Annotated in this window: 25 protein-coding genes and 1 riboswitch; of the genes, 9 read left to right on the forward strand and 16 right to left on the reverse strand. The window is 65.6% G+C overall.

Annotated features, from left to right (window positions below; translation table 11 throughout):
* Window positions 1-35 precede the first annotated feature (35 nt).
* From ccoP to ccoN, 4 genes are read right to left on the reverse strand one after another with little or no spacing between them, the layout of a single operon-like run.
* Complete coding sequence (ccoP, locus tag GC150_09525; protein MBI1385137.1) at window positions 36-908, reverse strand: cytochrome-c oxidase, cbb3-type subunit III; 873 nt, start codon at window positions 906-908, stop codon at window positions 36-38.
* Window positions 901-1,104, reverse strand: coding sequence for a CcoQ/FixQ family Cbb3-type cytochrome c oxidase assembly chaperone (locus GC150_09530; GenBank protein ID MBI1385138.1), 204 nt, complete (start codon window positions 1,102-1,104; stop codon window positions 901-903). Before GC150_09530 ends, ccoP begins: the two co-directional genes overlap by 8 nt.
* A gap of 7 nt (window positions 1,105-1,111) precedes the next feature.
* Window positions 1,112-1,843: a cytochrome-c oxidase, cbb3-type subunit II gene (gene ccoO / locus GC150_09535; GenBank protein MBI1385139.1), complete on the reverse strand. Its 732-nt coding sequence runs from the start codon at window positions 1,841-1,843 to the stop codon at window positions 1,112-1,114.
* Between the two features lie 13 nt (window positions 1,844-1,856).
* Window positions 1,857-3,521: a cytochrome-c oxidase, cbb3-type subunit I gene (ccoN, locus tag GC150_09540; GenBank protein ID MBI1385140.1), complete on the reverse strand. Its 1,665-nt coding sequence runs from the start codon at window positions 3,519-3,521 to the stop codon at window positions 1,857-1,859.
* On the opposite strand from ccoN, the gene GC150_09545 reads away from it, so the two are divergent.
* The 3 genes from GC150_09545 to GC150_09555 all read left to right on the forward strand — a co-directional run bounded on the left by GC150_09545 (window position 3,400) and on the right by GC150_09555 (window position 5,742).
* Window positions 3,400-4,347, forward strand: coding sequence for a hypothetical protein (locus GC150_09545; GenBank protein MBI1385141.1), 948 nt, complete (start codon window positions 3,400-3,402; stop codon window positions 4,345-4,347). The genes ccoN and GC150_09545 overlap by 122 nt on opposite strands.
* 175 nt (window positions 4,348-4,522) lie before the next feature.
* A riboswitch (cobalamin riboswitch) is annotated at window positions 4,523-4,738 on the forward strand.
* Between the two features lie 35 nt (window positions 4,739-4,773).
* On the forward strand, window positions 4,774-4,950 hold the full coding sequence (locus tag GC150_09550) for a CbtB-domain containing protein (protein MBI1385142.1): 177 nt from the start codon (window positions 4,774-4,776) through the stop codon (window positions 4,948-4,950).
* A 6-nt stretch (window positions 4,951-4,956) separates the two neighbouring features.
* Window positions 4,957-5,742, forward strand: coding sequence for a cobalt transporter (locus tag GC150_09555; GenBank protein MBI1385143.1), 786 nt, complete (start codon window positions 4,957-4,959; stop codon window positions 5,740-5,742).
* Between the two features lie 285 nt (window positions 5,743-6,027).
* On the opposite strand, the gene cobU is transcribed toward GC150_09555, so the two are convergent.
* The gene (cobU, locus tag GC150_09560; GenBank protein ID MBI1385144.1) at window positions 6,028-6,552 is read right to left on the reverse strand and encodes a bifunctional adenosylcobinamide kinase/adenosylcobinamide-phosphate guanylyltransferase; all 525 of its coding nucleotides are present in this window, start codon (window positions 6,550-6,552) and stop codon (window positions 6,028-6,030) included.
* 65 nt (window positions 6,553-6,617) lie between these two features.
* On the opposite strand from cobU, the gene GC150_09565 reads away from it, so the two are divergent.
* Genes GC150_09565 through GC150_09575 form a run of 3 tightly spaced genes read left to right on the forward strand, consistent with a single transcriptional unit; the run spans window position 6,618 to window position 9,171 of the window.
* On the forward strand, window positions 6,618-7,211 hold the full coding sequence (locus GC150_09565) for a histidine phosphatase family protein (GenBank protein MBI1385145.1): 594 nt from the start codon (window positions 6,618-6,620) through the stop codon (window positions 7,209-7,211).
* Between the two features lie 14 nt (window positions 7,212-7,225).
* Window positions 7,226-8,176 carry a cobalamin biosynthesis protein CobD gene (gene cobD / locus GC150_09570; GenBank protein MBI1385146.1) on the forward strand — a complete coding sequence of 317 codons (951 nt, stop codon included), beginning with the start codon at window positions 7,226-7,228 and terminating at the stop codon, window positions 8,174-8,176.
* Between the two features lie 2 nt (window positions 8,177-8,178).
* Complete coding sequence (locus GC150_09575; GenBank protein MBI1385147.1) at window positions 8,179-9,171, forward strand: threonine-phosphate decarboxylase; 993 nt, start codon at window positions 8,179-8,181, stop codon at window positions 9,169-9,171.
* A gap of 43 nt (window positions 9,172-9,214) precedes the next feature.
* Here GC150_09575 and GC150_09580 read toward each other — a convergent pair whose 3' ends face one another.
* From GC150_09580 to GC150_09610, 7 genes are all read right to left on the reverse strand, one after another.
* On the reverse strand, window positions 9,215-10,360 hold the full coding sequence (locus GC150_09580; GenBank protein MBI1385148.1) for an iron-containing alcohol dehydrogenase: 1,146 nt from the start codon (window positions 10,358-10,360) through the stop codon (window positions 9,215-9,217).
* A gap of 5 nt (window positions 10,361-10,365) precedes the next feature.
* Complete coding sequence (locus GC150_09585) at window positions 10,366-11,748, reverse strand: aldehyde dehydrogenase family protein (protein ID MBI1385149.1); 1,383 nt, start codon at window positions 11,746-11,748, stop codon at window positions 10,366-10,368.
* A 4-nt stretch (window positions 11,749-11,752) separates the two neighbouring features.
* A complete protein-coding gene (locus tag GC150_09590) occupies window positions 11,753-13,117 on the reverse strand; it encodes a glutamine synthetase (protein MBI1385150.1) in 1,365 nt (454 codons plus the stop codon).
* A gap of 148 nt (window positions 13,118-13,265) precedes the next feature.
* Window positions 13,266-14,315, reverse strand: coding sequence for a twin-arginine translocation signal domain-containing protein (locus tag GC150_09595; GenBank protein MBI1385151.1), 1,050 nt, complete (start codon window positions 14,313-14,315; stop codon window positions 13,266-13,268).
* A 91-nt stretch (window positions 14,316-14,406) separates the two neighbouring features.
* Entirely contained in the window at window positions 14,407-15,729 is a 1,323-nt protein-coding gene (locus GC150_09600; protein ID MBI1385152.1) for a TRAP transporter large permease subunit, read from the reverse strand.
* Entirely contained in the window at window positions 15,729-16,238 is a 510-nt protein-coding gene (locus GC150_09605; protein ID MBI1385153.1) for a TRAP transporter small permease subunit, read from the reverse strand. The genes GC150_09600 and GC150_09605 overlap by 1 nt, the downstream gene beginning before the upstream one ends.
* Window positions 16,239-16,264: 26 nt before the next feature.
* The gene (locus GC150_09610) at window positions 16,265-17,065 is read right to left on the reverse strand and encodes an N-formylglutamate amidohydrolase (protein MBI1385154.1); all 801 of its coding nucleotides are present in this window, start codon (window positions 17,063-17,065) and stop codon (window positions 16,265-16,267) included.
* 147 nt (window positions 17,066-17,212) lie between these two features.
* Here GC150_09610 and GC150_09615 point away from each other — a divergent pair, with 147 nt between their 5' ends.
* A complete protein-coding gene (locus GC150_09615) occupies window positions 17,213-18,106 on the forward strand; it encodes an SIS domain-containing protein (GenBank protein MBI1385155.1) in 894 nt (297 codons plus the stop codon).
* A 32-nt stretch (window positions 18,107-18,138) separates the two neighbouring features.
* Here the strand turns inward: GC150_09615 and GC150_09620 are convergent, their stop codons facing one another.
* Complete coding sequence (locus GC150_09620) at window positions 18,139-18,627, reverse strand: GNAT family N-acetyltransferase (protein ID MBI1385156.1); 489 nt, start codon at window positions 18,625-18,627, stop codon at window positions 18,139-18,141.
* 306 nt (window positions 18,628-18,933) lie between these two features.
* Here GC150_09620 and GC150_09625 point away from each other — a divergent pair, with 306 nt between their 5' ends.
* Window positions 18,934-19,986, forward strand: coding sequence for a hypothetical protein (locus GC150_09625; protein MBI1385157.1), 1,053 nt, complete (start codon window positions 18,934-18,936; stop codon window positions 19,984-19,986).
* Between the two features lie 6 nt (window positions 19,987-19,992).
* Here the strand turns inward: GC150_09625 and GC150_09630 are convergent, their stop codons facing one another.
* The 3 genes from GC150_09630 to GC150_09640 all read right to left on the reverse strand — a co-directional run bounded on the left by GC150_09630 (window position 19,993) and on the right by GC150_09640 (window position 22,579).
* Window positions 19,993-21,015, reverse strand: coding sequence for a 2-dehydropantoate 2-reductase (locus GC150_09630; GenBank protein MBI1385158.1), 1,023 nt, complete (start codon window positions 21,013-21,015; stop codon window positions 19,993-19,995).
* A 143-nt stretch (window positions 21,016-21,158) separates the two neighbouring features.
* Complete coding sequence (locus GC150_09635; GenBank protein ID MBI1385159.1) at window positions 21,159-21,455, reverse strand: hypothetical protein; 297 nt, start codon at window positions 21,453-21,455, stop codon at window positions 21,159-21,161.
* Between the two features lie 104 nt (window positions 21,456-21,559).
* Window positions 21,560-22,579, reverse strand: a complete 1,020-nt coding sequence (locus GC150_09640) for a 3-keto-5-aminohexanoate cleavage protein (GenBank protein MBI1385160.1) — start codon at window positions 22,577-22,579, stop codon at window positions 21,560-21,562.
* A 277-nt stretch (window positions 22,580-22,856) separates the two neighbouring features.
* Between GC150_09640 and GC150_09645 the strand changes: the two genes are divergently transcribed.
* Window positions 22,857-23,405, forward strand: a complete 549-nt coding sequence (locus GC150_09645; GenBank protein MBI1385161.1) for a hypothetical protein — start codon at window positions 22,857-22,859, stop codon at window positions 23,403-23,405.
* Window positions 23,406-23,725: the final 320 nt, after the last annotated feature.

Here is a 23,725-nt window from a genome sequence, read left to right on the forward strand (position 1 = left end):
GGTTGCCCCGGCGACGCGGCACACACGCGATCGACTTACTCGCCACCTCCGAGGCTGTGCACGTAGATCGCGAGCTGTTTGACGGTGACATCGTCGAGCCGCGTGTTCCACGCCGGCATCACACCGCCTCGCCCCGTGACGATCGACTGCACGATATCCTCCCTGGCGTCGCCGTAGAGCCAGATGGCGTCGTTGAGCCGGGGTGCGCCGAGCTCACGGCTACCCTCGCCCTTCTCACCGTGGCAGGACGCGCACTGGTCGGCATAGATCGTCTCGCCGCGCCCGGCCGATGCGGCATCGGCGGTTCCCCCCGAGAGGGCGATCACGTGACTGGTCACATCGTTGATCTCCTCGCGCGTGAGGATCTGGTCGAGCCCGAACCGCGGCATCGCGTTCTGGCGCGAATTCTCGTCCGAGTTGCGGATGCCGTGCGCGATGGTGGCATGGATTTCATCGAGCGTGCCGCCCCAGATCCAGTCGTCGTCATTGAGGTTCGGATAGCCTTTGAAACCCTGCGCGCCGCGCCCGTGGCAGGGAGCGCAGTTGTCACCGAATGCCGCATTGCCACCGGCCATGGCGAAGTTGAGGAGCCTCTGGTCACTCTTGATGGCCGAAAGCTCCGCCTCGCCGATCGCCTTGCGCAGGTCGCCCTGTGCCGCCTTGGCCGCAGCCACCTGGTCGGCGACGACCTGGCGTTGGCTGTAGCCCCAGATCCCGCGCGTGTAGTCGGTCGCCAGCGGCCAGGCCGGATAGACGATCCAATACCCGATCGACCAGAGGATGCTCGCATAGAGCACGTAGACCCACCACTTCGGCAGCGGCTTGTTGAGCTCCCTGAGGTCGTCGTCCCAGACGTGCCCGGTCGTCTCGATCCCGGTCACCTCGTCGACATGCTTGCGGTCAGACATTGCCACCCCCGAATTTTTCGCCGCTGACGGGACGCCCCGTCGCCTCAGGATCGTTCTCGAGCGGCAGCCGGGCGGCCCGCTCGAAAGTGGCCCGGTTGCCCGGCCAGAGCGCGTAGAGAACGGCGAGGAAGAAAACCACCATGAAGAAGACGAGCGCGATGGACTGCGTCGTTCCGGCGACAGTTTCGTATGTCATCTCCGCCTCACCTCAGGTTCGGGCCGGCCGCGTCGTACTTCGTGAAGTCGACGAGCGTGCCGAGCATTTGCAGGTAGGCGATCATGGCGTCGAGTTCGGTGAGCCGCCCCGGATCGCCGTCGAAAGCGCGCACCTGCGCTTTGGGATAGCGTTGCGCGACGGCCTCGGCCCCATCCGACTCCGGGTCAGCCTGTGCCCTGAGGTCGTCGAGCGCGCTGGCCACCATTTCATCGGTGTAGGGGACGCCGACCATCTGCTGGGCCTTCAGCTTGTCCGCGATGTCGTCGGTGTCCAGCAATCGCCGACCGAGCCATCCGTACGAAGGCATGATGCTCTCCGGAACCACCGAACGCGGGTCGTTCATGTGGGCCACGTGCCAGTCGTCGGAATATTTCCCACCGACCCGCGCGAGATCCGGCCCCGTACGCTTCGAACCCCACTGGAAGGGATGGTCGTACATGCTCTCGGCCGCGAGGCTGTAGTGGCCGTAGCGCTCGACCTCGTCGCGCAGCGAGCGGATCATCTGCGAGTGGCAGACGTAGCAGCCCTCCCGCAGGTAGATGTCCCGCCCGGCGAGTTCGAGGGGCGTGTAGGGGCGCATCCCCTCCACCTTCTCGATGGTTGATTTCAGGTAGAAGAGCGGCGCGATCTCCACGATGCCGCCGATGGCGACCACCACCAGGATGGCGACCGAGAGAACAATGGAGTTCCGCTCCAGGAAACCGTGTCTGCTAAGCATGATCTATCCCCTCTCACTCGGCCGGCGTTGCCGCGGCGCGCAGCTCCGGCGCCGCCGCAACGGCAGGCTGCGCATGTGCGTCGACCATCTCGTCACCCCGCGCGGTGCGCCAGAGATTGTAGGCCATGATCAGCGATCCGATGACGAACAGCGAGCCGCCGCTGGCACGGATGATATATGGGATGTGCATGGCCTCGACGGTTTCCACGAACGAGTACTTGAGGAAGCCGACATCGTCATAGGCGCGCCACATCAGGCCCTGCAGGATGCCCGACACCCACATCGCGGTGATGTAGAGGAGGATGCCGACCGTGGAGATCCAGAAGTGCCATTCGACGAGGCGGATCGAATAGAGTCCGCGCCGCTTGTAGAGCCACGGAAAGAGGCAATAGAGAGCCCCGAACGACACCATCCCGACCCACCCGAGCGCGCCGGAGTGCACGTGCCCGATCGTCCAGTCCGTGTAGTGGCTGAGCGAGTTGACCGCCTTGACCGACATCAGCGGTCCCTCGAACGTCGACATGCCGTAGAAAGCCACAGAGACGACGAGGATGCGGATGACCGGGTCCGTGCGCAGCTTGTCCCAGGCGCCCGAGAGCGTCATGAGGCCGTTGATCATACCGCCCCACGAAGGCATCCAGAGCATGATCGAGAACGTCATGCCGAGGGTCTGGGCCCAGTCCGGCAGAGCGGTGTAGTGCAGGTGGTGCGGCCCCGCCCAGATGTAGAGGAAAATCAGCGACCAGAAGTGGACGATCGAGAGCCGATAGGAATAGACCGGCCGCTCGGCGCGCTTGGGAATGAAATAGTACATCATCCCGAGGAAGCCCGCCGTGAGGAAGAAGCCGACGGCGTTGTGGCCGTACCACCACTGCGTCATGGCGTCCTGCACGCCGGCAAAGAGGTTGTAGCTCTTGATCCCCGTGAACGACACCGGCACCGCCAGGTTGTTGACGATGTGCAGCATCGCGATGGTCAGGATGAACGAGAGATAGAACCAGTTCGCGACGTAGATGTGCCGTTCCTTGCGCTTGAGGATCGTGCCGAGGAAGACCACGAGATAGACGACCCACACGATCGTCAGCCAGAGGTCGGCGTACCACTCGGGCTCGGCGTACTCCTTGCCCTGCGTCACGCCCAGGATGTAACCGGTGCCGGCGATGACGATAAAGAGGTTGTAACCGAGCACCACGAACCACGGTGCCCAGCGCCCGAACACACGCACCTTGCATGTGCGTTGAACGACATAGAGCGACGTCGCCAGAAGGGCGTTGCCACCGAAAGCGAAGATGACCGCCGAGGTGTGCAGCGGCCGCAGACGCCCGAAGCTCGTCCAGGGCAGATCGAAATTGAGGAACGGAAACGCCATCTGCCAGGCGATGATCGCACCCACCAGGAAGCCGGCGATGCCCCAGAAGACCGTCGCGATGGCGGCGAACTTGACCGGTCCATCGTCATAGACCGCTTCGCTCACCTTGTGACGGCCGGACATGCTGGCGAATACCATCATGATCCAGCCGAGCCCCGCGAGCAGGAACACGACGCCATGGAACATCATGGCCGGATCCTTCGCCTTGAGAGCGAGCAGGGCGCCGATCGCGCTGCACAATCCACCCACACCGATCGCGAGCGCGTCGGTGAGCGCGGACATTTCTTCCCGGTTTTCCGCTGCCGGCATGAGGTTCTCCCCCCAATTTCTGCGTCGCCAAGCGCAATGCGCGGACTGCGCAAAGCTGCCGGTCTCAATCCCGCGCGACCGCCCATGCCGCATTGATCCAGATCAAGGCGTTTCGCCGCCTTTGGTAGGAGCGTTCGGAAGGGATGATCGATGCCTGCGCCCGCTGGAACGCCGACGCGCATTCCGGTGGCGAACCGCGATACCGGGTGAGGACGCAGGCCCGTTCGGTGTCGGGCGCATGTGGGCCTCGTGTTTCAGCCAACTTGGAGGCGGCGAGATGAATGACCAGCCCCCCGCGCCTCGATCGCAGACAGGTCGCGGTCGGACCGGGCTCGATGCTCTGGAGCTGATCGAGGCCGACCACAGCTTTCAGCTCGAGTTCTGCGACATGCTCGAGGCAATCGCCGACGCGCTACCCGACAACATCGACCGGGTGGCCGCATCGATGGCCGTGACCGTTCTCACCACCAACCTGCCGCGCCACATGGCATTCGAGGAAGAGGTGCTCTTTCCGATCCTGCGCCGCCGCGCGACGGGCGACGATGATCTGTCGCGCGTCCTCGACCAACTCGCCGTCGAGCACGCGACCGACGCCGGCTTTGCCAGCGAGATCGCGGAAGAGCTCGAGATCCTCGCCACCTGTGGCCGCGCCGGAAATCCGCAGACGCTCGGTTACATGTTGCGCGGCTTCTTCATGACGCAGCGCCGACACATCGAATGGGAGAATGTAACGCTTCTTCCGCGGGCCAGGACCGTGCTCATCCCCGACGATCTGGCCCTGCTCGCCCGGGCGATCGCATCCCCTCCGTACGTTTCGAACGGTTGATGGCGCGCCAGCGGTTGGTCATCGTCATCTGCCACCCGACGGACTGCGGTCGCACGCGCGCCGTCACGCCGATGCCGCCACGCATCGGGGTAGGTCTCCGAAAAATTATCAGGGGCTCGGCGCTTTTCGATGCCCATGCGCGCGCCTCGGCGCTGGCCCGATGCGGTGACACATGCTAATTCTCAGGGGTTGTGGTTGCCTGCCCTTTCTGGGGACAGGCAGAATCGGGAACGCAGCAGGCGAGCCGCTACGTCCGGCTTTCCGATCTGCGGCCGCCCTCGCGACTGTGAACGGCGACCGTCTGCTCAATGGCCACTGGCTTCGGCTGGGAAGGTGAGCAGCCCGGCGAGACCCGTGAGCCAGGAGACCGGCCACAACACGTTGCCTGCCATGATCGCCGATGGGGCGATGAGAAGGGATACGCAGATGACCAACTACTCGACCACTCGCACCACCACGGCTTTCGACGGCGTCCGTGCCATCGCACTCGCCCTGTTCGTTGCCGGCGCCGCCCTCGTCTATACGGTCGGCTTCTCGCACTCGATGACTCTGCACAATGCCGCGCACGACTCGCGTCACGCGCTCGCATTCCCCTGCCACTGAAATTCCATGCTCCATCGGATGCTGGCGGCCTGCCTCGCGGCAGGCCTTCTTGCTGGGCTTGCGACTGCGGCCCTGCAGGAATTCACCACGACTCCGCTGATCATCAAAGCCGAGGCCTATGAGTCGGGCGCGCCCGCCGATGGCCACGGACACGGTCACGGTGGGCATAGCCATTCCGGACAGCAGAGTTCGCTCGGCGGCGACCCGCAGGGCAAGCTCGGCCACCCCGAGGTCACCATGTCGGCGACCGGCGACGCCTCACACGGCAGCGAGGCGAGCGTCTGGGCGCCAGCCGACGGCATCGAGCGCCAAGCCTTCACGGCGGTTTCCACCATCGCGCTCACCTTCGGCTTTGCGCTGATGCTGCTATCCGCGATGCTGATCGCAGGCGCACCGATCACGGCCCGCTCGGGACTCGCCTGGGCAGCCGCCGCGTTCGTTGCAACGGGCCTTGCCCCGGCTCTCGGGCTGAGCCCCGAATTGCCCGGATCGGCTGCCGCCGACCTCGTCGATCGCCAGTCGTGGTGGTTCGCCACGGCCGCCGCAACTGCGCTCGGTCTCTATCTGGCGCTGCGTGTCTCTTCCCCGATCGCGATTGCGGCCGGTCTGGTTCTGCTCGTCGCGCCCCATGTCGTCGGGGCCCCGCATCCCGAAGGCTACACCAGCGGCGTTCCGTCAGAAATCGCCGGTCACTTCTCCGCCGCCTCACTCGTCGTCCATGCGGCGATGTGGGCCATGGTTGGAGCGATCGCCGGCTACGTCTGGCAGCGGGGGGACGAGGCCGCCGCATAGGCCCGGAGGGGTTCGCGGCGGGAGGTTCGGCCGGTGCCAGAGGCGCGCCGGCCGGCGCGGCTGGCGATACGACGGGTCGCCAGCCCCTCGACCATGCTCGGACCCGTCGACGTCGGGCCCGAGGCTCTTTCGAGCGATCTTGCTCGCCCCCTTGCATGGACGGGACGCCGAACCCGAACCGTGCATATCCGAGATGCGAGACATCCGATGTTGCCCCGACCTGCGGCGGGACGGCTGACCCGCGCCCTGGAGAAACACTGCGGGCAACCATTATCGGCTGCGCAATCAATCCACCGGGCGCGGCGACTTGACGACGAGCGGCAACCCACAAACCGCAAGCACCACCTCGTCGGCGACCTCCGCAACCCATTGATTGAGCTTTCCGGCATTGTCGCGGAACGCACGCGCCAGGGCATTTTCCGGCACGATCCCGAGGCCGACCTCGTTGGTGACCAGAACCACGGGACTGCGCTGCTGACCGAGCGTTTCGACCAATTCGCGGCCCGCGCGCTCCCAATCGATCTCGGCCAGCATCAGGTTGGTGAGCCAGAGCGTCAGGCAATCCACGAGGCGCGGCCCGGTTCCATCACTTTCGCGAAGGGCCGTGGTGAGATCGATCGGCGCGTTACGTGTCGTCCACTCCGGTCCGCGGCGCGCCTGATGTGCGGCGATACGCGCCGCCATCTCCCCATCCCAGGCTTCGGCGGTGGCGATGTAAACAGCGCTCGCGCCAAGCTCCAGTGTGCGCCTTTCCGCGATTGCGCTCTTGCCGGAGCGTGCCCCTCCGGTGACGAGAAGAATTTGGCTCATGGCAACGAGCCAGAGCACATCGGCGGACGCTATGGAAGGGGTGCATTACATCGGAGGGACGCAGTATGACGCGCCCGGCGACCACGGAACTCCTGCTGATCCGCCATGCCCCCTCGATCCCGGCCGACCGCCTCGCCGGGCGCACCGATGTCGCCGCCGATTGCAGCGACCGCGACCGGCTGGCGGCCGTCGCAACCTCACTCCCGGGCATCAGCGCACTCTATGCCAGTCCGGCCCGCCGCTGCCTCGAAACGGCCGCCGGGCTTTGGCCCGGCCGCCTCCCGGAGACCAGGGCGGCTCTCTGGGAGCAGGACTTCGGCTCCTGGGAGGGACGACCTTTCGTCGAATTGCCCGACCTCGGACCGCTGTCGCGCGCCGACCTCGTGCGCCACCGCGCCCCGGGCGGCGAAAGCTTTCTCGACGTCTGCGCGCGCGCCGGCACCGAGATCGAGGCAATCGCCCGAACCGAAGCCGGCCGCTCGATCGGCCTGGTGGTCCACGCCGGCACGATCCGCGCCGCCCTCGCCCTCGCCATCGGCACACCCGAGGCGGCCATCGCGTTCACCATCGCACCGCTCTCGGCAACCCGGCTCGCATTTACTGCGCCGGGAGGCTGGAGCGTTGTGTGCGTCAATCAGACCTTGCCGGGGACACGCTGATGACGGCCGCCGCGATGCTCGTTGCCCTCGGGATCGATGCCCTCGTCGGCTGGCCGCGCTGGCTCTATGAGCGCGTCGGCCACCCGGTCACCTGGATCGGCGCCCTCATCTCGGCCCTCGATCGCACCCTCAACGAACCCGCTCGGGGTATGGCTCGCGGCCGCGCGATAGGCCTGCTGGCGGCGCTGGTGACCATTGGCGTGGCGACGGGCGCGGCATGGGGCCTCGCCACCATCTTGCCCGGCGGCTGGCTCGGCGTCGCCACCACCGGCCTCCTCGCCTGGCCCTTCGTTGCCACCCGCGCCATGCACGATCACGTCACAGCCGTGGCCGACCCTCTCGAAGCCGGTGACCTTCCCACCGCTCGGCGGGCCGTCTCCATGATCGTCGGACGCGATCCGACCCAGCTGGATGCACCCGCGGTCGCTCGCGCCAGCCTCGAGAGCCTCGCCGAAAACACCTCGGACGGCATCGTCGCACCGGTCTTCTGGGGAGCGCTTCTCGGGCTTCCCGGCATCGTCGCCTACAAGGCCATCAACACCCTTGATTCGATGATCGGTCACCGCACCCCCCGGCACGAGGCCTTCGGCTGGGCCTCGGCGCGCATCGACGATGTCGTGAACCTTGCCCCGGCGCGCCTCACGGGCCTGCTGTTCGTCCTCGCCAGTGGCCGGCCTGCCGCCGCGTTCACCACCATGCTGCGCGATGCCCGCCACCACCGCTCACCGAATGCCGGCTGGCCCGAAGCCGCCATGGCGGGTGCCCTCGGTGTGCGCCTCTCGGGCCCACGCGTCTATGCCGACCGCATCGCTGAGGAGCCCTGGCTCAATGGCACGGCGCGCGATCCGCAGGCGACGGACATCCGCCACGGGCTCGCTCTCTTCCGGCGCGCCATGATGTTTCTTGCGCTGTTGCTCGCGCTCGCTGTCGCGCTGGTTATCATCTCCTGGAGAGCGGGGAGCTGAATATGACCCGTGATCATGGTGGAGATATCGACCGTGCGATCGCCCGCTTCGGCGGCAAGCACGAAGAGTGGATCGACCTGTCGACCGGCATCAACCGGGTGCCCTACCCGGTTCCCCCGCTCGGCGAGCATGCCTTGCGGTCCCTGCCGACACGTGCGGATATCGAGCGCCTCGTCGACGCCGCCCGCCGGCGTTATGCGACGTGCGCCGCGATCCTTCCCGTGGCCGGTGCCCAGGCCGCGATCCAGTTGCTCCCCTTGCTCGAGCGCGCGCCCTCGCGCTGCGGCACCGCGCGCATCCTCTCGCCGACCTACAACGAGCATGCCGCGAGCTGGCGCTCCGCCGGCTGGCGCATCGAGGAGGCGGGCGACCTTGCCGGTCTCGTCGGCGCCGCCGCCGCCGTCGTCGTCAACCCGAACAATCCGGAAGGCCGCGCCTTCACGCCGAATGACCTCCTCGAACTCTCCGGCCGGGTCGCGCGCCTCGTGGTCGACGAGAGTTTCGCCGACCACGACGCCGCACTGTCCCTCGCCCCGGACATCGGCACCGAGCGCGGCGTTTTCGTCCTTCGATCGTTCGGAAAGTTCTACGGTCTCGCCGGCATCCGGCTCGGTTTCGTCATCGGTCACGAGGACGATATCTCCAGCCTGGCGGCAATGGCCGGTCCCTGGCCGGTGTCTGGCCCCGCGATCGCCATCGGTGCGCTCGCGCTCGCCGATGACGCCTGGGCTGGCGGCACCGCCCGGCGCCTCGAGGCCGAAACGCTCCGCCTCGACGCGCTTGCCGTGACGGCCGGCTGGCAGCCGGCTGGCGGCAGCGCCCTCTTTCGCCTCTACGAGACCCCCGATGCCGGCGCCGCCCAGGCCGCCCTTGCCCGGTCTCGCATCTGGAGCCGGATTTTCCCCTACTCCTCCACCTGGCTGCGGCTCGGAATTCCCGGCGGGCAAACGGAATGGTCACGCGTTGCGGACGCGCTCGGCGCGATGGGCGAGTGAGCGGCGCAGCCTGGCGAGGCAGCCGGCGCCGCGCGCCCCAACCCTATATCACCTCCTCGAAGAGCCGCACGGCGGCCTCACGCGTCAACTCGACGGGATTTCCCCCCGCCGTCGGATCGACGATCGCCATCTCGGCCATCTCCGCGATACGGTCACGCTTGACGCCGAGTGCGGCGAGCTTGTCCGGGATGGCGAGCTTGGCGCGCAACTCCATCACGAACGCGAAAAACCCATCGAAGCCTCCGTCGATCCCGAGATAGGCGGCAACCCGCGCGATCTTCGGCTCGATCGCCCCCCGATTGAAGGTCAGGACGGCCGGCATCACCACCGCGTTCGTCGTTCCGTGGTGCGTGTTGTAGATCGCCCCGACCGGATGCGACAGCGAATGGATCGCCCCGAGCCCCTTCTGGAAGGCGACCGCCCCCATCGCCGCGGCGCTCATCATGTGCGCGCGCGCCTCGAGGTCGCTGCCGTCGGCATAGGCGCGCGGAAGATATTCCTTGACGAGCCGCATCCCCTCAAGCGCCACGCCTTCGCTCATGGGATGGTAGAACGGGCTGCAATAGGCCTCGAGACAATGCGCGAACGCGTCCATTCCCGTCCCCGCCGTGATCGCCTTCGGCATCCCGACCGTCAACTCGGGATCGCAGATCACGATCGAAGGGAGCATTTTCGGATGGAAGATGATCTTCTTGACGTGCGTCTGGCTGTTCGTGACGACGCCGGCGCGCCCGACCTCGGAACCCGTGCCCGCCGTGGTCGGGACAGCCACGTTGGGCGCGATCTTGGCGGCGTCGGCCCGCGTCCACCAGTCGCCGATATCCTCGAAGTCCCAGACCGGCCGCGTCTGGCCCGCCATGAAGGCGACGAGCTTGCCGAGGTCGAGCCCCGAGCCGCCACCGAAGGCAACGACGCCATCGTGCCCACCCGCCTTGAAGACCGCAACGCCCGCCGCGAGGTTCCTTTCCGTCGGGTTCGGATCGACGTCGGCGAACACCGCCCGACCAAGCCCGCCCGCCTCGAGCACATCGAGCGCCCGGCCGGTGATGGGCAGACCAGCGAGCCCCCGGTCCGTGACCAGCAACGGTTTTGCGATGCCCGCGGCGCGACAGGCCTCGGCGAGTTCCCCGATGCGCCCCGCGCCGAACCGAACCGCAGTCGGGTAGCTCCAATTTGCCCTTGGAATCATGGACATCATGCCTTCTTGAGATGGTAGGATTTCGGCCGCGTCAGGTTCTGGTAGCCGATGACCGAGAGCGCCCCGCCCCGCCCGGTGTTCTTGCAGCCCGTCCAGCACAGCGCCGGATCGAGATAATCGCAGCGGTTCATGAAGACCGTTCCCGTCGCGATCCGGGCCCCGACGCGGGCCGCCCGTTCGTCGTCCCGCGTCCAAAGCGAGGCCGTCAGACCGTAGCTGCTGTCGTTCATAAGCGCGATCGCTTCCTCGTCGCCGTCCACCGCCATGATGCCGACCACGGGTCCGAAGTTTTCTTCCCGCATCAGCGACATGGAATGGTCGACACCGGTCAGCACCTGCGGCATCAGGTAGGCCGCCCCGTCATCGGCCGGAAAGAGCTTGCGATCGATATGGGCGCGCGCGCCCTTGGCGATGGCCTCGTCCGTCTGCTCGCGCACCGTCGCGGCGAACCGCTCGCTCGCCATCGGCCCGAGTGTGGTTGCCTGATCGAGCGGGTTGCCGAGGACGTAGCCGGAGGTGATCTCGACCGCCTTGGCGACGAAGTCGTCGAAGAGGCGCCGAGCCACGTAGATGCGCTCGATGCCACAGCAGCACTGGCCGGAATTGAACATCGCTCCGTCGATCAGAGTCGCCGCGGCGGCCTCGACGTCCGCGTCCTCCATGACGTAGCCCGGGTCCTTTCCGCCGAGTTCGAGGCCGAGGGGGGTGAACGTGCCCGCCGCCGCCCGCTCGATCGCCTGTCCTCCCGCCACCGAGCCCGTGAAGTTGACGAAATCGAAGGCTCGCGAAGAAATCAATCCTTCGGTCGTCGCGTGATCGAGGAAGAGATTGACGAAGACGTCCTCCGGCACGCCGGCCTCGAGGAATGCGCGAACCATCCGCTCGCCGACCAGCAGCGTCTGCGTGGCGTGCTTGATGACGACGGCATTGCCCGCGATCAGCGCCGGCGCAACCGTATTGATCGCCGTGAGGTAGGGATAGTTCCAGGGCGCGATGACGAAGACGACACCGTGCGGCTCGCGCAGGATGCGCCTCTCGAAGCGGTCGGAATTCTCGATGACGATCGGCGCGAGGGCCATCTCAGCGATCGACGCCATGTAGGTGGCCCGCTCGTCGACACCGCGGAACTCCCCGCCGTAGCGCACGGGCCGCCCCATCATGCGCGCGAGTTCCGGCACGACCTCCGCAGTCATTTCACCGAGCCGCGCAACGCCCTTGCGCACGAGTGCGATCCGCTCGTCGAGGGGGCGAGCGGCCCACGCCGACTGCGCCCGGCGCGTCCTGGCGACGATCCGTTCCGAATCCCCGAGCGTCATGACGGGACGCTCGGCGACCAGTGAGCCGTCGACCGGCGAGATGCAACGCAGGTTCTTCGTCATGTTCTCAGCACCTCTCGAACCCACGCGCCACCTCCCAGTCGGTGACGCGGGTATCATATTCCTTCTGCTCCCAACGCCCGGCATGCACGTAGTGGTCGATCACGTCGTCGCCGAAGGCCTTGCGCAGCATTGCCGATCCGTCGAGCGCCGCCGTCGCGTCGCGCAGCGTCTTGGGGATTTCCCGTCCCGAGCCGCCATAGGCATCGCCCCTGAAGGCGGGCTCGAGCACCAGCTTTCGCTCGATGCCGTCGAGCCCGGCGGCAAGCAGCGCCGCCATTGCGAGGTAGGGATTGAGGTCCGCCCCCCCGACCCGGCACTCGACCCGGACCGCCTTGGAATCCGCGCCGCACACCCGATAGCCCGCCGTGCGGTTGTCCATCGACCAGACCGCCTTCGTCGGTGCGAAGGTACCCGCCATGAAGCGCTTGTAGGAGTTGATGTAGGGCGCGAGGAAGTAAGTGATCTCGCTGGCGTGCGTCAGCAGCCCCGCAAGGTACTGGCGCATCATTTCCGACATCCCGTGATCGGCTGCGGGATCGAAGAACATAGGCTTGCCCGCCCTCGACCAGAGCGACTGGTGGATGTGCGAGGATGATCCGGCGCGGGCGGTGTTCCACTTCGCCATGAAGCTGACCGAGCGACCGTTCTGCCAGGCGATCTCCTTGACCGCGTTCTTGATGATGGCGTGGCGGTCCGCCATCGTCAGCGCGTCGGCATAGCGGACATTGATCTCTTCCTGACCGGCGTCCGCCTCGCCCTTCGAATTCTCCACCGGAACATCGGCGTTGTTGAGACCGTTGCGGATCGCCCGCATCACGTTTTCTTCCTTGGTGGTCTGGAAGATGTGGTAGTCCTCGTTGTAGGCGCTGATGGGTGTGAGCCCCCGGTAGCCCTTGCGGCTGGCGTCCTCGAAACTCTCCTCGAAAAGGAAGAATTCGAGTTCGGACGCCATCTTGGCCTCGAGCCCCACGGCCTCGAGGCGGGCGATCTGGCGCTTGAGGATCGCGCGCGGCGAATGAGCCACCTCCCCATGCGTGTGATGGTCGAGCACGTCGCAAAGAACGAGCGCGGTTCCCTCGAGCCAGGGTATGCGCCGCAGGGTCGCAAGGTCCGGCTTCATGGTATAATCGCCATAACCCGCCTGCCAGCTCGTCGCCTTGTAGCCGTCGACGGTGAACATCTCCATGTCCGTCGCCAGGAGGTAGTTGCAGCTGTGTGTCTCCTGCCAGGCGCTCTCGACGAAATATTCCGCCTGAAAGCGCTTGCCCATCAGTCGGCCCTGCATGTCGACCTGTGCCGCCACGACCGTGTCGATGCGGCCGGCGGCCACCTCCTGCCTCAGTTCCTCGATCGTGAGCTTGCCCGCCATTTTGGTCCCGGTCCCTGCTGGTGGATTGGAATGGGGCGCACGCCCCTGGCATGCGCCCGAGACCCGCGGGCCTTGCCCGCGGGTCCCCTGTGTTTCGAACCATCGGCCGCCTCGTCACCGCCGCCCGATGGCCGCGCCCTCGAGAGGCTCAGGTGCAGCGGTAAGGCTGGCTGGCCTTGCTCATCACATCGTTGTACTCGCGGATGATTTTGACGACCCGTGCAGCCGTCTCGTTCTCGGCGGCGATTTCGTCCCAGAACTTGACCGCCGCGTCCTCGACCGTCTTCCACTCGTCGGCGGGGATCGATGTGAGCTTGAGTTTGTCACCCTGAACGCGAAGCTTCGCCTCCCCACCCCAGTACCAGTGCTGGCGATAGTAGTGCGAGGAATCCATGCAGAGGTTGAAAAGCGTCTTGAGATGCTCGGGCAGCGCGTTCCAGCGCTCCGAGTTCGCGAAATAGGAGCCGATCCAGGCGCCCGAGATGTTGTTCGTGAGGAAGTAATTGGTCACGTTGGCCCAGCCGACGGTATAGTCTTCCGTGATGCCCGACCAGGCGATGCCATCGAGTTCGCCTGTCTGAACCGCGACCTCGATATCCTCCCAGGGCAGCGTGACCGGCACGACACCGAACTGCGTCAGGAAACGCCCGGCGGTCGGGAACGTGAACACCTTCTTGCCCTTGAGGTCCGCGAGGCTGTTGATCGGATCCTTGGTCGCGAAATGACAGGGGTCCCAGGCACCGGCCGACAGCCAAGTCACGCCGTCGACCTTGTCGTAGGCCTCCTTCCAGATCTCGTTGAGGCCCCACTGGTTGAAGATCACCGGCACGTCGAGGCTGTAGCGCAGCGCGAGCGGGAAGTAGCCGCCGAAGACGCGCACGTCCGTCGGTGCGGCGATGGAATCGTCGTCCGACTGCACCGCGTCGATCGTGCCATTCTGCATGGCGCGGAACAGCTCGCCCGTCGGCACGAGCTGGTCGGCCGTATAGAGCTCGATCACCATCTCCCCGTTCGCGACCTTGTTGAAGGCATCGATCGAGGGCTTGATCACGTGCTCGGCGAGGGCGGGTCCCGCATAGGTCTGCAAACGCCACTTGATCTGCGACTGGCCGAGCACGGCCGGTGCCGCCAGGGGGGATGCGGCGGCCGCGACGCCGGCGACGCCGGCCGTCTTGAGGAAGCTGCGTCTGGTGGTCATCGGATTTCTCCTCTCCTCGAAAGCCCGTTCTGAGCCGACGGTCCGCGGACCGGCCGGGGGCGCCGGGCTCGCCCCCGATGTGCAGGAGGTCTCAATTCCCGTAGACGTACTGCGGCAGCCACAGCGCGATCTGCGGAAACGCCATGACGAGACAGAGACCGAATATCATGACCGCCACGAAGGGAAAGATCGAGCGGTAGATGTCGATGAGCGTGATCTCCGGCGGCGCCATGGCCCGCATCAGGAAGAGGTTGTAGCCGAATGGCGGTGTCATGTAGGCGATCTGACAGGTGATCGTATAGAGCACGCCGTACCACACCAGATCGAAACCGAGCACCTTGACGAGCGGCACATAGAGCGGCGCGACGATGACCAGCATGGCGGTATCGTCGAGGAACGTACCCATCAGCAGATAGGAAAGCTGCATCAGGATCAGGATTTCCCACGGGCCCAGCCCGAGCTGGCCGATGAAGAAGCCCTCGATCGCCTTGACGGCCCCGAGCCCGTCGAAGACCGCCCCGAAGCACAGCGCCGCCATGATGATCCACATGAACATGCAGCTGATGCCGAGCGTCTTTCGCAGCGTCGTCTCCATGACGGCCCACGTCAGGCGCCCCTTTGCGATCGCCGCGAGCGTGGCTGCGAGTGCCCCGACCGCCGAACTCTCGACGAGGCTCGTGAAGCCCATCACGAACAGCCCCGTCATCGAAAAGAAAATCAGGAACGGCAGGATACCCGCGCGCAAGAGCGCCAGCTTCTCGCCGAGCGGCATGTTTCGCTCCTCGACCGGCAGCGCCGGCCCGAGGCTCGGCTGCAACCGGCAGCGAACGACGATGTAGATGATGAAGAGGCTCGCCATCATCAGCCCGGGAAACACCCCCGCCAGCCAGAGTTGGCCGACCGGCTGGCGGGCGATCATGCCATAGAGCACGAGCACCACGCTCGGCGGCACCAGGATCCCGAGCGATGAGCCCGCCTGTATCACCCCCGTCACCATGATCTTGTCGTAGCCGCGCCTGAGGAGTTCGGGCAACGCGATGGTCGCGCCGATTGCCATACCCGCGACACTGAGCCCGTTCATCGCCGAGATCACCACCATCAGCATGATGGTGCCGATCGCCAGCCCGCCATTCAGTGGCCCGAACCAGACGTGGAATGCCTTGTAGAGGTCGTCGGCGATGCGCGCCTCGGACAGCATGTAACCCATGTAGACGAACAGCGGCAGCGTCAGCAGCGGATACCACTTCATGAGCTTCATGGCCGACGAGAACGGCAGCTCGAACCCGCCCTTGCCCCAGAGGGCGAGCGCCGCGATGACCGCCACCGCTCCGATCGCCGCGAAAACCCGCTGGCCGGTCAGCAGCATCAGCATCATCGATGCGAACATCAACAGCGCGATGACCTCGTAGCTCATCAGAGCTCCTCTCCACGAAGCTTCGCAACGTCCTTGATGAGCGCCGAAATCGCTTGCAGCAGCATGAGGAAGATCGCGAAGGTCATCACCACCTTGATCGGCCACATGTAGGGCCTCCAGGCGGAATAGCTGCGCTCGCCGTACGCAATGGCGTACTGCGTGCTCGAGACGGCCCCGGCCAGAAGCCAGAAGAGATAGAAAATGAGGAACAGCACCGTGAATGCATCGACCCAGGCGCGCGTGCGGTCCGACCAGGCGCCATAGAGGAGATCCATGCGCACGTGCTCGTTCTGCTGCATCGAGTAGGGGCCCCCGAGGAGAAAATAGGCGACCATCAGGAACTGCGCCACCTCGAGGGTCCACAGCGAGGGCGAGAACCACGGCAACTTCGAGAGTGCGGAATAAAAGAGAACCGCCATCATCACGAAGATGAGATACATGGTCGCTCGTCCGACCAGGCGGTTGAAGCCATCGACGATCCGCACGTACCATCGCAAGAACGACGGCATCGCGCGTCTGCTGGCGCCCGCCTCGCTCATGACGTGCCCCTCGCTCCGGCCCCCGCCGCACACCTCGACAGCGCCCTGGGCAATCGCGCCGCAAGGCACCGCGCGAGGTCGGCCTGCTGCGCGGCGGTTTCGACATGGTCGCTTCGGATTTCGATCATGACATTGTGTTGCCGGCGGGCAAGGCCGTGCTTGACGAGGGTGTGCGTCACGCCATCCGCCGGGCCATAGGGCTCATTGCGCCGAACCACCCAGTCGCAATGCTCACCATACCCCTCGAGCAGGGCATCGGCGAGCCGGCTGTCCGTATCGTGCAGGATGCCGAGATCGATATCGCGACGCCGCCCGGCATAGACGGGCGTGAACGTGTGGATGGTCACCAATGCCGAACTGCGCCGTTCGGCGGCGCGCCGGTCGAGGCAGCGCGACACCGCATCGTGGAACGGCCGGTAGTAGCCGGCGATCCGCGCCGCGCGCGCGCGCGCATCGAGATTGGCATTGCCCGGCACGTCGTAAACCTCGCTGCGCGCGACGATCGCGCTCTCGGATTCGGGCGGGCGGTTGCAGTCGTAGACGAGCCGCGAGACCGTGGCCGCGATCAGCGGGGCATCGAGGAACTCGCTGAGGAGACCGGCCACGGCAAGGGCGCCGGGGTCCCAGGCGATGTGGCTCGCCCTGGCGTGATCGTCGAGCCCGAGGCCGTCGAACTCAGGAGGAATGAAGTTCGAGGCGTGCTCGCAGATGACCACGAATGCACCGCGTCCGGCGGGATTGCGCACGTCGGCGACGCCGCCCTCCCCCGCCTCTGCGATCGCCCCGGGCTGGCCCATCACCCGCTACCCCCTGCGCCCTTGTAAATCCATCCTTTCACATGGCCCACGAGAGTCAATGGCTCGTCTGTACGATTTGTTTCATTTCCCGACGGCTTGTAGACTTTCCTTCGACAGCGCCCGCGCGCCATGCCAGACTGGACGCCGATGGAGAGCACCGACAACGGCGACGGGCCGCGCACCGGGACGGTCGCCGAGCGCATCAGGGCGATGTTCGACAAGTTGACGCGTGCCGAGCGCCAGCTCGCCAACACCATGCTCGCCAACTACCCGGTGTCCGGTCTCGGCAGCATCACCGCGCTCGCCGAAGCCGCCGCCGTCTCGACGCCGACGGTCGCCCGCATGGCCCGCAAGCTCGGCTTTGGCGGTTTTCCCGAATTGCAGGCGGCGCTCCGCGCCGAACTCGAGGCGACCATCTCGAACCCGATCTCCAAGCACGACCGCTGGGCCGAACACGCCCCCGACACCCATATCCTCAACCGCTTCGCCGACGCCGTCATGGACAACCTGCGCCAGACGCTGCGCCAATTGCGCACGGAGGATTTCGATGCCGCCGTGGCCCTGCTGACCGACCCCGTGCGCCGCCTCCACATCGTCGGCGGGCGCATCACCCGCCCCCTTGCCGAATACCTCTTCACCCACCTCCAGGTGGTGCGCGACGGCGTGGTCCTGGTGCCGACGAACGCCAGCTCCTGGCCGCACTACGTGCTCTCGATGCAGGAGGGCGACGTGCTGGCGATCTTCGACATCCGCCGCTACGAGCAGAACGCCCAGCGGCTCGCCGAACTGGCGCGTGGGCGCGGCCTCGAGATTGTCCTCTTCACCGACCAATGGGGCTCGCCGATCGCCCGTCAGGCCCGTGTCGCCTTCAATGCCCGCATCGAGGCGCCGTCCGCCTGGGATTCGTCCGTCGTCACACTCTTCATCGTCGAAGCCCTGATCTCGGCCGCCCAGACCGCGACCTGGGGCGAGAGCCGCGAGCGCATGCGCGCCCTCGAGGAGCTGATCGACCAGACCCGGATGTTCCGCAAGTTCACCTGAGGCCCGGCCCGAGGGCACCACGTGGCGACGGCTCAGCCCTCGCCGATGAGGCGCGCGAGTGGCTCGCCATGGATGGCGTGGGCAACGACCGCCTCGCTCATCGCCCCGAGGCCCGCATAGAAGGCCTGCGCCTCGCTGTTCCAGGCCTTCGAGACCCACCAGAGATAGACGAGGCCGCGTGCTTCGACCTCCCTGGCGACCGCGACGAGCAGCCGGCGGCCGGCGCCGCGACCGCGCGCCTCGTCACTGACGAAGAGGTCGCAGACATAGAGCCCGCGCGCGGCATGGGCGGCCTCGTAGGCGGACTGGAACGTGACATAGCCGACGAGGCGGCCGGCCTCCTCGGCAACGAGGCAATCGACGGCCCGCCCCGGCGAGATCATGTCGCGCAGAACCGCCTCGGTGGTCGCGTGCTCGGTCGGATCACCTTGATGGACGCAGAGCGCACGCACGAGACCGCCGAGCGCCTCGGCGTCGGCCGGCGTCGGGGGGCGGATGTGGGGGGTTGCATTCGAAAGCATGTGTCAGCGCTTCGATCAGCCCAAATCATCAAAGTGTCGCAATGTTCCTCAAACCTGAGACATCGACAACGAATGATTCCCGACGAGCCCAGGCCCACGGCAAGGTCCAACTTGTCCACACGATCGGCTCCAACGTCTCTCACCCGCAATTGCCGACATGCGCTTAAGCAGCTGCACCAAACTTGACCAAAGGCCAAACGAAAGTCAAATTTGCTCGTCGCGGAGGAGCACGCATCAGAATGATTCGTTTTTGAGAACCGCCGATTTGCACAATCGGAACAATCAACGCAAGCTGAGCATAAAAAAATGTCACCCTTTGCATTTGTGGTTATGCCATTTGACGAAGAATTCCGTGACCTGTATGAATTTGGAATAAAGGAACCGCTAACGAAGCTTGACTATCGCGTCGCACGCAATGACGACCCTGCAAATTTTTCCGCCGATGATATGCTCGACCGCATCAAGAGGTCAATAATAAGCTCCGACATAATTGTCGCCGTTACAGACGGTGCCAATGCCAACGTAATGTGGGAAATTGGCTTTGCGATGGCACACCAGAAGCCATGCGCATTACTCACGAAAGACCCCCACTCAATTCCCTTCAATCTAAAGCATAGCGATCATATAATTTACACTAACGTTACGGACTTGGGCGGTAAGCTGTCCAAATGGGCAGCCAATTCGGCACGAGCGATTCGCGGAGAATCTGCAGCCGAGGATTTAGGAAAAACCATCACCCACCGCACGCAAGCAGGTGTGAGTCGGGGCACTGAATTCGACAGCGCCGCCCATCAAATTTCTACAAGACTCCTACATAAGTACGACATCAATTCCTCGGCGGAAGGTGGCGATTTATTTGAAGAAACGTTTACATTGCGAGTGGAATCTAAAAAGTTGCTGAAAAACATTCGGATCATTTCTGAGGCAGAGGTCGAAGAGTTCGTCGTGTCCAATGACGGCGATGGGGGAATATATCATGACCCCGCACCCAAGACGCACCAATTTCCTCTTCAAAAAATTCCGGATTTGAACCCTGGTGAACATATTGATATCGAACTCTTGGAGGCAATATCACACCTGCGGGCATCGCCTCATTTTGTGAGCGGATCTCAATCCAGCACAATGCCCGCCAAACCTCCCACTTCCACCTTAAAAACCTCCCCCAGAGAATCCGTGGATCTTTCTGCGGTTGGATACATCCAATTCAAAGCAAAGATAAGTCATGCAGAGGGCGCCCCATTTGAGATCGGCGTCCGCATTGCAAATAATCGTAGAGTCTATCCAGTATTAGAGCCGTACCATCTGTCAGGACCAGTTGAATTGGAGCTGACAAAAAATTGGAGGACGATGGGAGATTAAGTTCCCTCAATCCACCGCGAGTTCGCTCGGATCGAGGGCATCCTCGGGATAGACCGGATAAACGCCCTGCGTGCGGCCGAGCTGCTTGGTGAGCGCCAGCACGATGTCGATCGCCGGCGTTTCGACCCCGACGAGACGGCCCATTTCCTGGACCACGCCCAAAAGCGCGTCGAGTTCGATGGCGCGACCTTTTTCGAGGTCCTGCAGCATGCTGGTGCGGTGCGCCCCGACCGCCGCCGCCCCGTTGATGCGCTTGGTGATGTCGACGCGGAAATGCACCCCGATCCGCCGCCCGATGCTCTCGGCCTCTTCCATCATCCGCCGCGCGACGCGCCGCGTTCCCGGGTCCGTCGCCATCACGTCGAGCGTCGCGCGCGTCAGCACCGAAATCGGGTTGAAACAGAGGTTGCCCCAGAGCTTCAGCCAGATGTCGTCGCGGATGTCGGGATAGAGGCGCGGGGAGAGTCCGCCGGCCTCGAATGCCGCGACCAGCGCCTCGACGCGCGGCGTCACCTCGCGGTTCGGCTCGCCGAAGCCGAAGCGGTCACCGTAGATGTGCTTGATGACACCCGGCTCGACGATCTCGGTCGCCGGATAGACCGTCGCCCCGATCGCGCGCTGCGGACCGATCGCATTCCACTGGCGGGCCTGCGGATCGACAGTCTGGAGCTGGAGGTTGGCGAACTGCCCCTCGAGCCCGTGGAAATACCACCAGGGGATGCCGTTCTGCATGGTGACGACGGCCGTCTCGGGCCCAAGCAGGGGCGCGAGCTTCTCCGCCGATTCCCAGGCCTGATGCGCCTTGAGGGCAACGATCACATAATCCTGTGGCCCGAGTTCGGCCGGATCGCTCGCGGCCCTGAGGCGGGCCGTCCGCTCACCGTCCTTGAAACGCACCGTGAGCCCCTTGGCCTGCATCGCCGAAAGGTGCGGGCCGCGCGCGACGACCGAGACCTCCGCCCCGCTCCCTGCCAGCATGACCCCGACATAGCCGCCGATCGCCCCGGCGCCGTAGATGCAGATTTTCATGTCTCCCCCTTCGGGTTCGGCTTCGACGGCCACGGGGCGCGGGCCCACTCGAACCGCACCCGTCGGGCCGTGGCTAGTCGAAGGGGCTGGCGCTGACAACCATGCCAAGGGGTGGGATACCAGATGCCAGCCACGAGCCCGACCTACTCGAAAAGGCGGTCTCCGCGCTCGGCGATCACCTGGCGGGCTTTGCGCAGGGTCGCGTTCGCCGCCTCCTCGCGCGAGGCAAAGAGGTCCGCACGGATCAACCGGTGCGTGCGCACCGCGCCGTCGACGGTCCGACTGATCTCGCCGCAGACGCGGTACTGCCCACCCTCCTTCTGCGGCATCGCCTTGATGTGGAAGCCCTCGTGCTCCAACTCGGCCGCGACCGCCTCGCCGCCGCCCCCGCCGGTGTCAGCGCCACCGCCCCCACCGAACAGTTTTTTCAGGAATGACATGGCGTCTCCTTTCGCTCCGAAGCTACGGGGCCTTTCGGCACGCCGCCGCCCGCCCGGCCGCCCCCACTAGGCCCGCCGCCGCCCGGCACGTCAACCGCGCCCGCTCAGAATGCCACTTTGTCTCCGCCCTTGAGCTCCAGGATTTCGCGCGCCTCGTCGGGCGTTGCCACCTCGAGACCCAGCCCCTCGATGATGCCGCGCACCTTCGTCACCTGCTCGGCATTCGAGCGCGCGAGCTGACCGGCTCCGATCCAGAGCGAATCCTCGAGCCCCACCCGCACGTTGCCGCCCATCGAGGCGGACATGGCCGCGATCGTCATCTGGTTGCGCCCGGCCCCGAGCACGCTCCAGCGATAGTCGCTGCCGAAGAGGCGGTCGGCCGTGCGCTTCATCATCATGACGTCTTCCGGGTGGCCGCCGATGCCGCCGAGGATGCCGAACACGGACTGGATGAAAAACGGCGGCTTGACGATGCCGCGCTCGGCGAAGTGCGCGAGCGTATAGAGATGGCCGATGTCGTAGCACTCGATCTCGAAGCGCGTGCCGTTCTCGGCGCAGGTCGTCAGGATGAATTCGATGTCGGCGAAGGTGTTGCGGAAGATGCGCTCGCGCGAGCCTTCGAGATACGGCCGCTCCCAGTCATGCTTGAATTCCGTGAAGCGGGCGAGCATCGGATAGAGACCGAAATTCATGGTCCCCATGTTGAGCGAGGCGACCTCCGGCTTGAAGAGGGCGGCCGGGCGCGCGCGCTCCTCGATGGTCATGGTCGCGGCCCCGCCCGTGGTGATGTTCACGACGCAGTTCGAGCGCTGCTTGATGACGCCGAGGAAGCGCCCGAAGGCCTCCGGCGTCTGGTCCGGGCGACCATCGACGGGGTTGCGGGCATGGAGGTGGACGATGGCCGCGCCCGCCTCGGCGGCGCCGACCGCGGCATCCGCGATCTCCTCGGCCGTGACGGGCAGGTGCGGTGACATCGAGGGCGTGTGGATCGAGCCCGTCACCGCGCAGGTGATGATGACCTTGCGGGCCCCGCGCGGCTTGCCGCCCGCGCCGCCGCCCGCCGAGCCGCCGGCCGGTCCGCTGGCCGCACCTGCCGCGCCCGCCTTGCCATCACCTGCCGCCATCTCACTGCTCCCCATGCTCTGCCTGCCGGCGCCACCGCCCGAGCCGCCACTATCGGCCGGAAGGTGGCCCGCGCCAAGGGGGGGGGGTGGGGCGAGGCGAGGCAAGGCGACGCCAGCGGCTCCCGGGAGGAGGCCGCACACGCGAGGCGGGGCGAGGCGAGGCGAGGCGGGGCGGGGCGCGGCGCCCCCCCCTGGCTTACGATGTTTTCACGTCGAGATGGTAAGCCCCGAGCACCTGCAAGTGCCCATCCCCGTCACGTTTCGAGTTCCGCCAGACATGTTGACCGTATTCGGATTGGCCGTGTTCGCTTTCCTTTTCGGCGGAATGCTCCGGGCCAAAGCCTATCGCTGGCGCTATCTGGCCGAAAGCTATGCCGCCGACCCCGGTCCCCCTGTCGGCGAGCGAAACATGCGCAGCGCGGTTCTGGTCGGGCTCGGCGCCTTCAACTCGCTGAAGGGCATCATGACGATCCGCACACATGAAACCGGTGTGTCGTTCCGTGTCATGCCGGCCTTCTCATTGTTCCATGAGCCGTTGTTCGTGCCCTACACCGACATTCGCGGCTGGAAGACGACCTGGTATCTCGATGCCCCCTCGAGCGAGCTCGAGTTCCGCCGCGCGCCGCAGGTCAAGATGATCCTGCCGGCCGAGGATGCCGAATGGATCCGGGAACACGCGGGTCAGAAAATGGCGTTCCGCAACGTCCCTCCGCCGCAAGGCAATGCCGGCCGGGCCTCGCACTTCTTTGCGACGACACATGCGTTGTTATCGCTCGTCATGCTCGCAGGCCTTGCGTTTTTCTTCTTCTTCGGCCCCGCGAGATAGCACGGGCATGCACCGTCTGGCATTCGCGAACCGATGAACGCGCCGCTACACTTCGCTCTGCGGCCCGGCACGACCCGCCACCTCGGAATGATCGCGACACGCGCGCCCGCTTGCCACCCACGCCGCAGCCCGAATAGATGTGGCATCGCCTCACGGGGCTCGCATCTCATGATGTCCGTGCGAATTGCGCCCGAAGCGCCCACCGCGCCCGAGCCGCCATTCGGTCGCAAGCGGGCTGGCAGGGGCGGATCGAGGGGTGTCGCTCGTGACAAGGAGCGGACATGACCCTTCGGTACCGTTATGCGCCGCAGCAACGGCGT

The organism is Hyphomicrobiales bacterium (assembly GCA_016125495.1).
Lineage (GTDB): Bacteria > Pseudomonadota > Alphaproteobacteria > Rhizobiales > RI-29 > RI-29.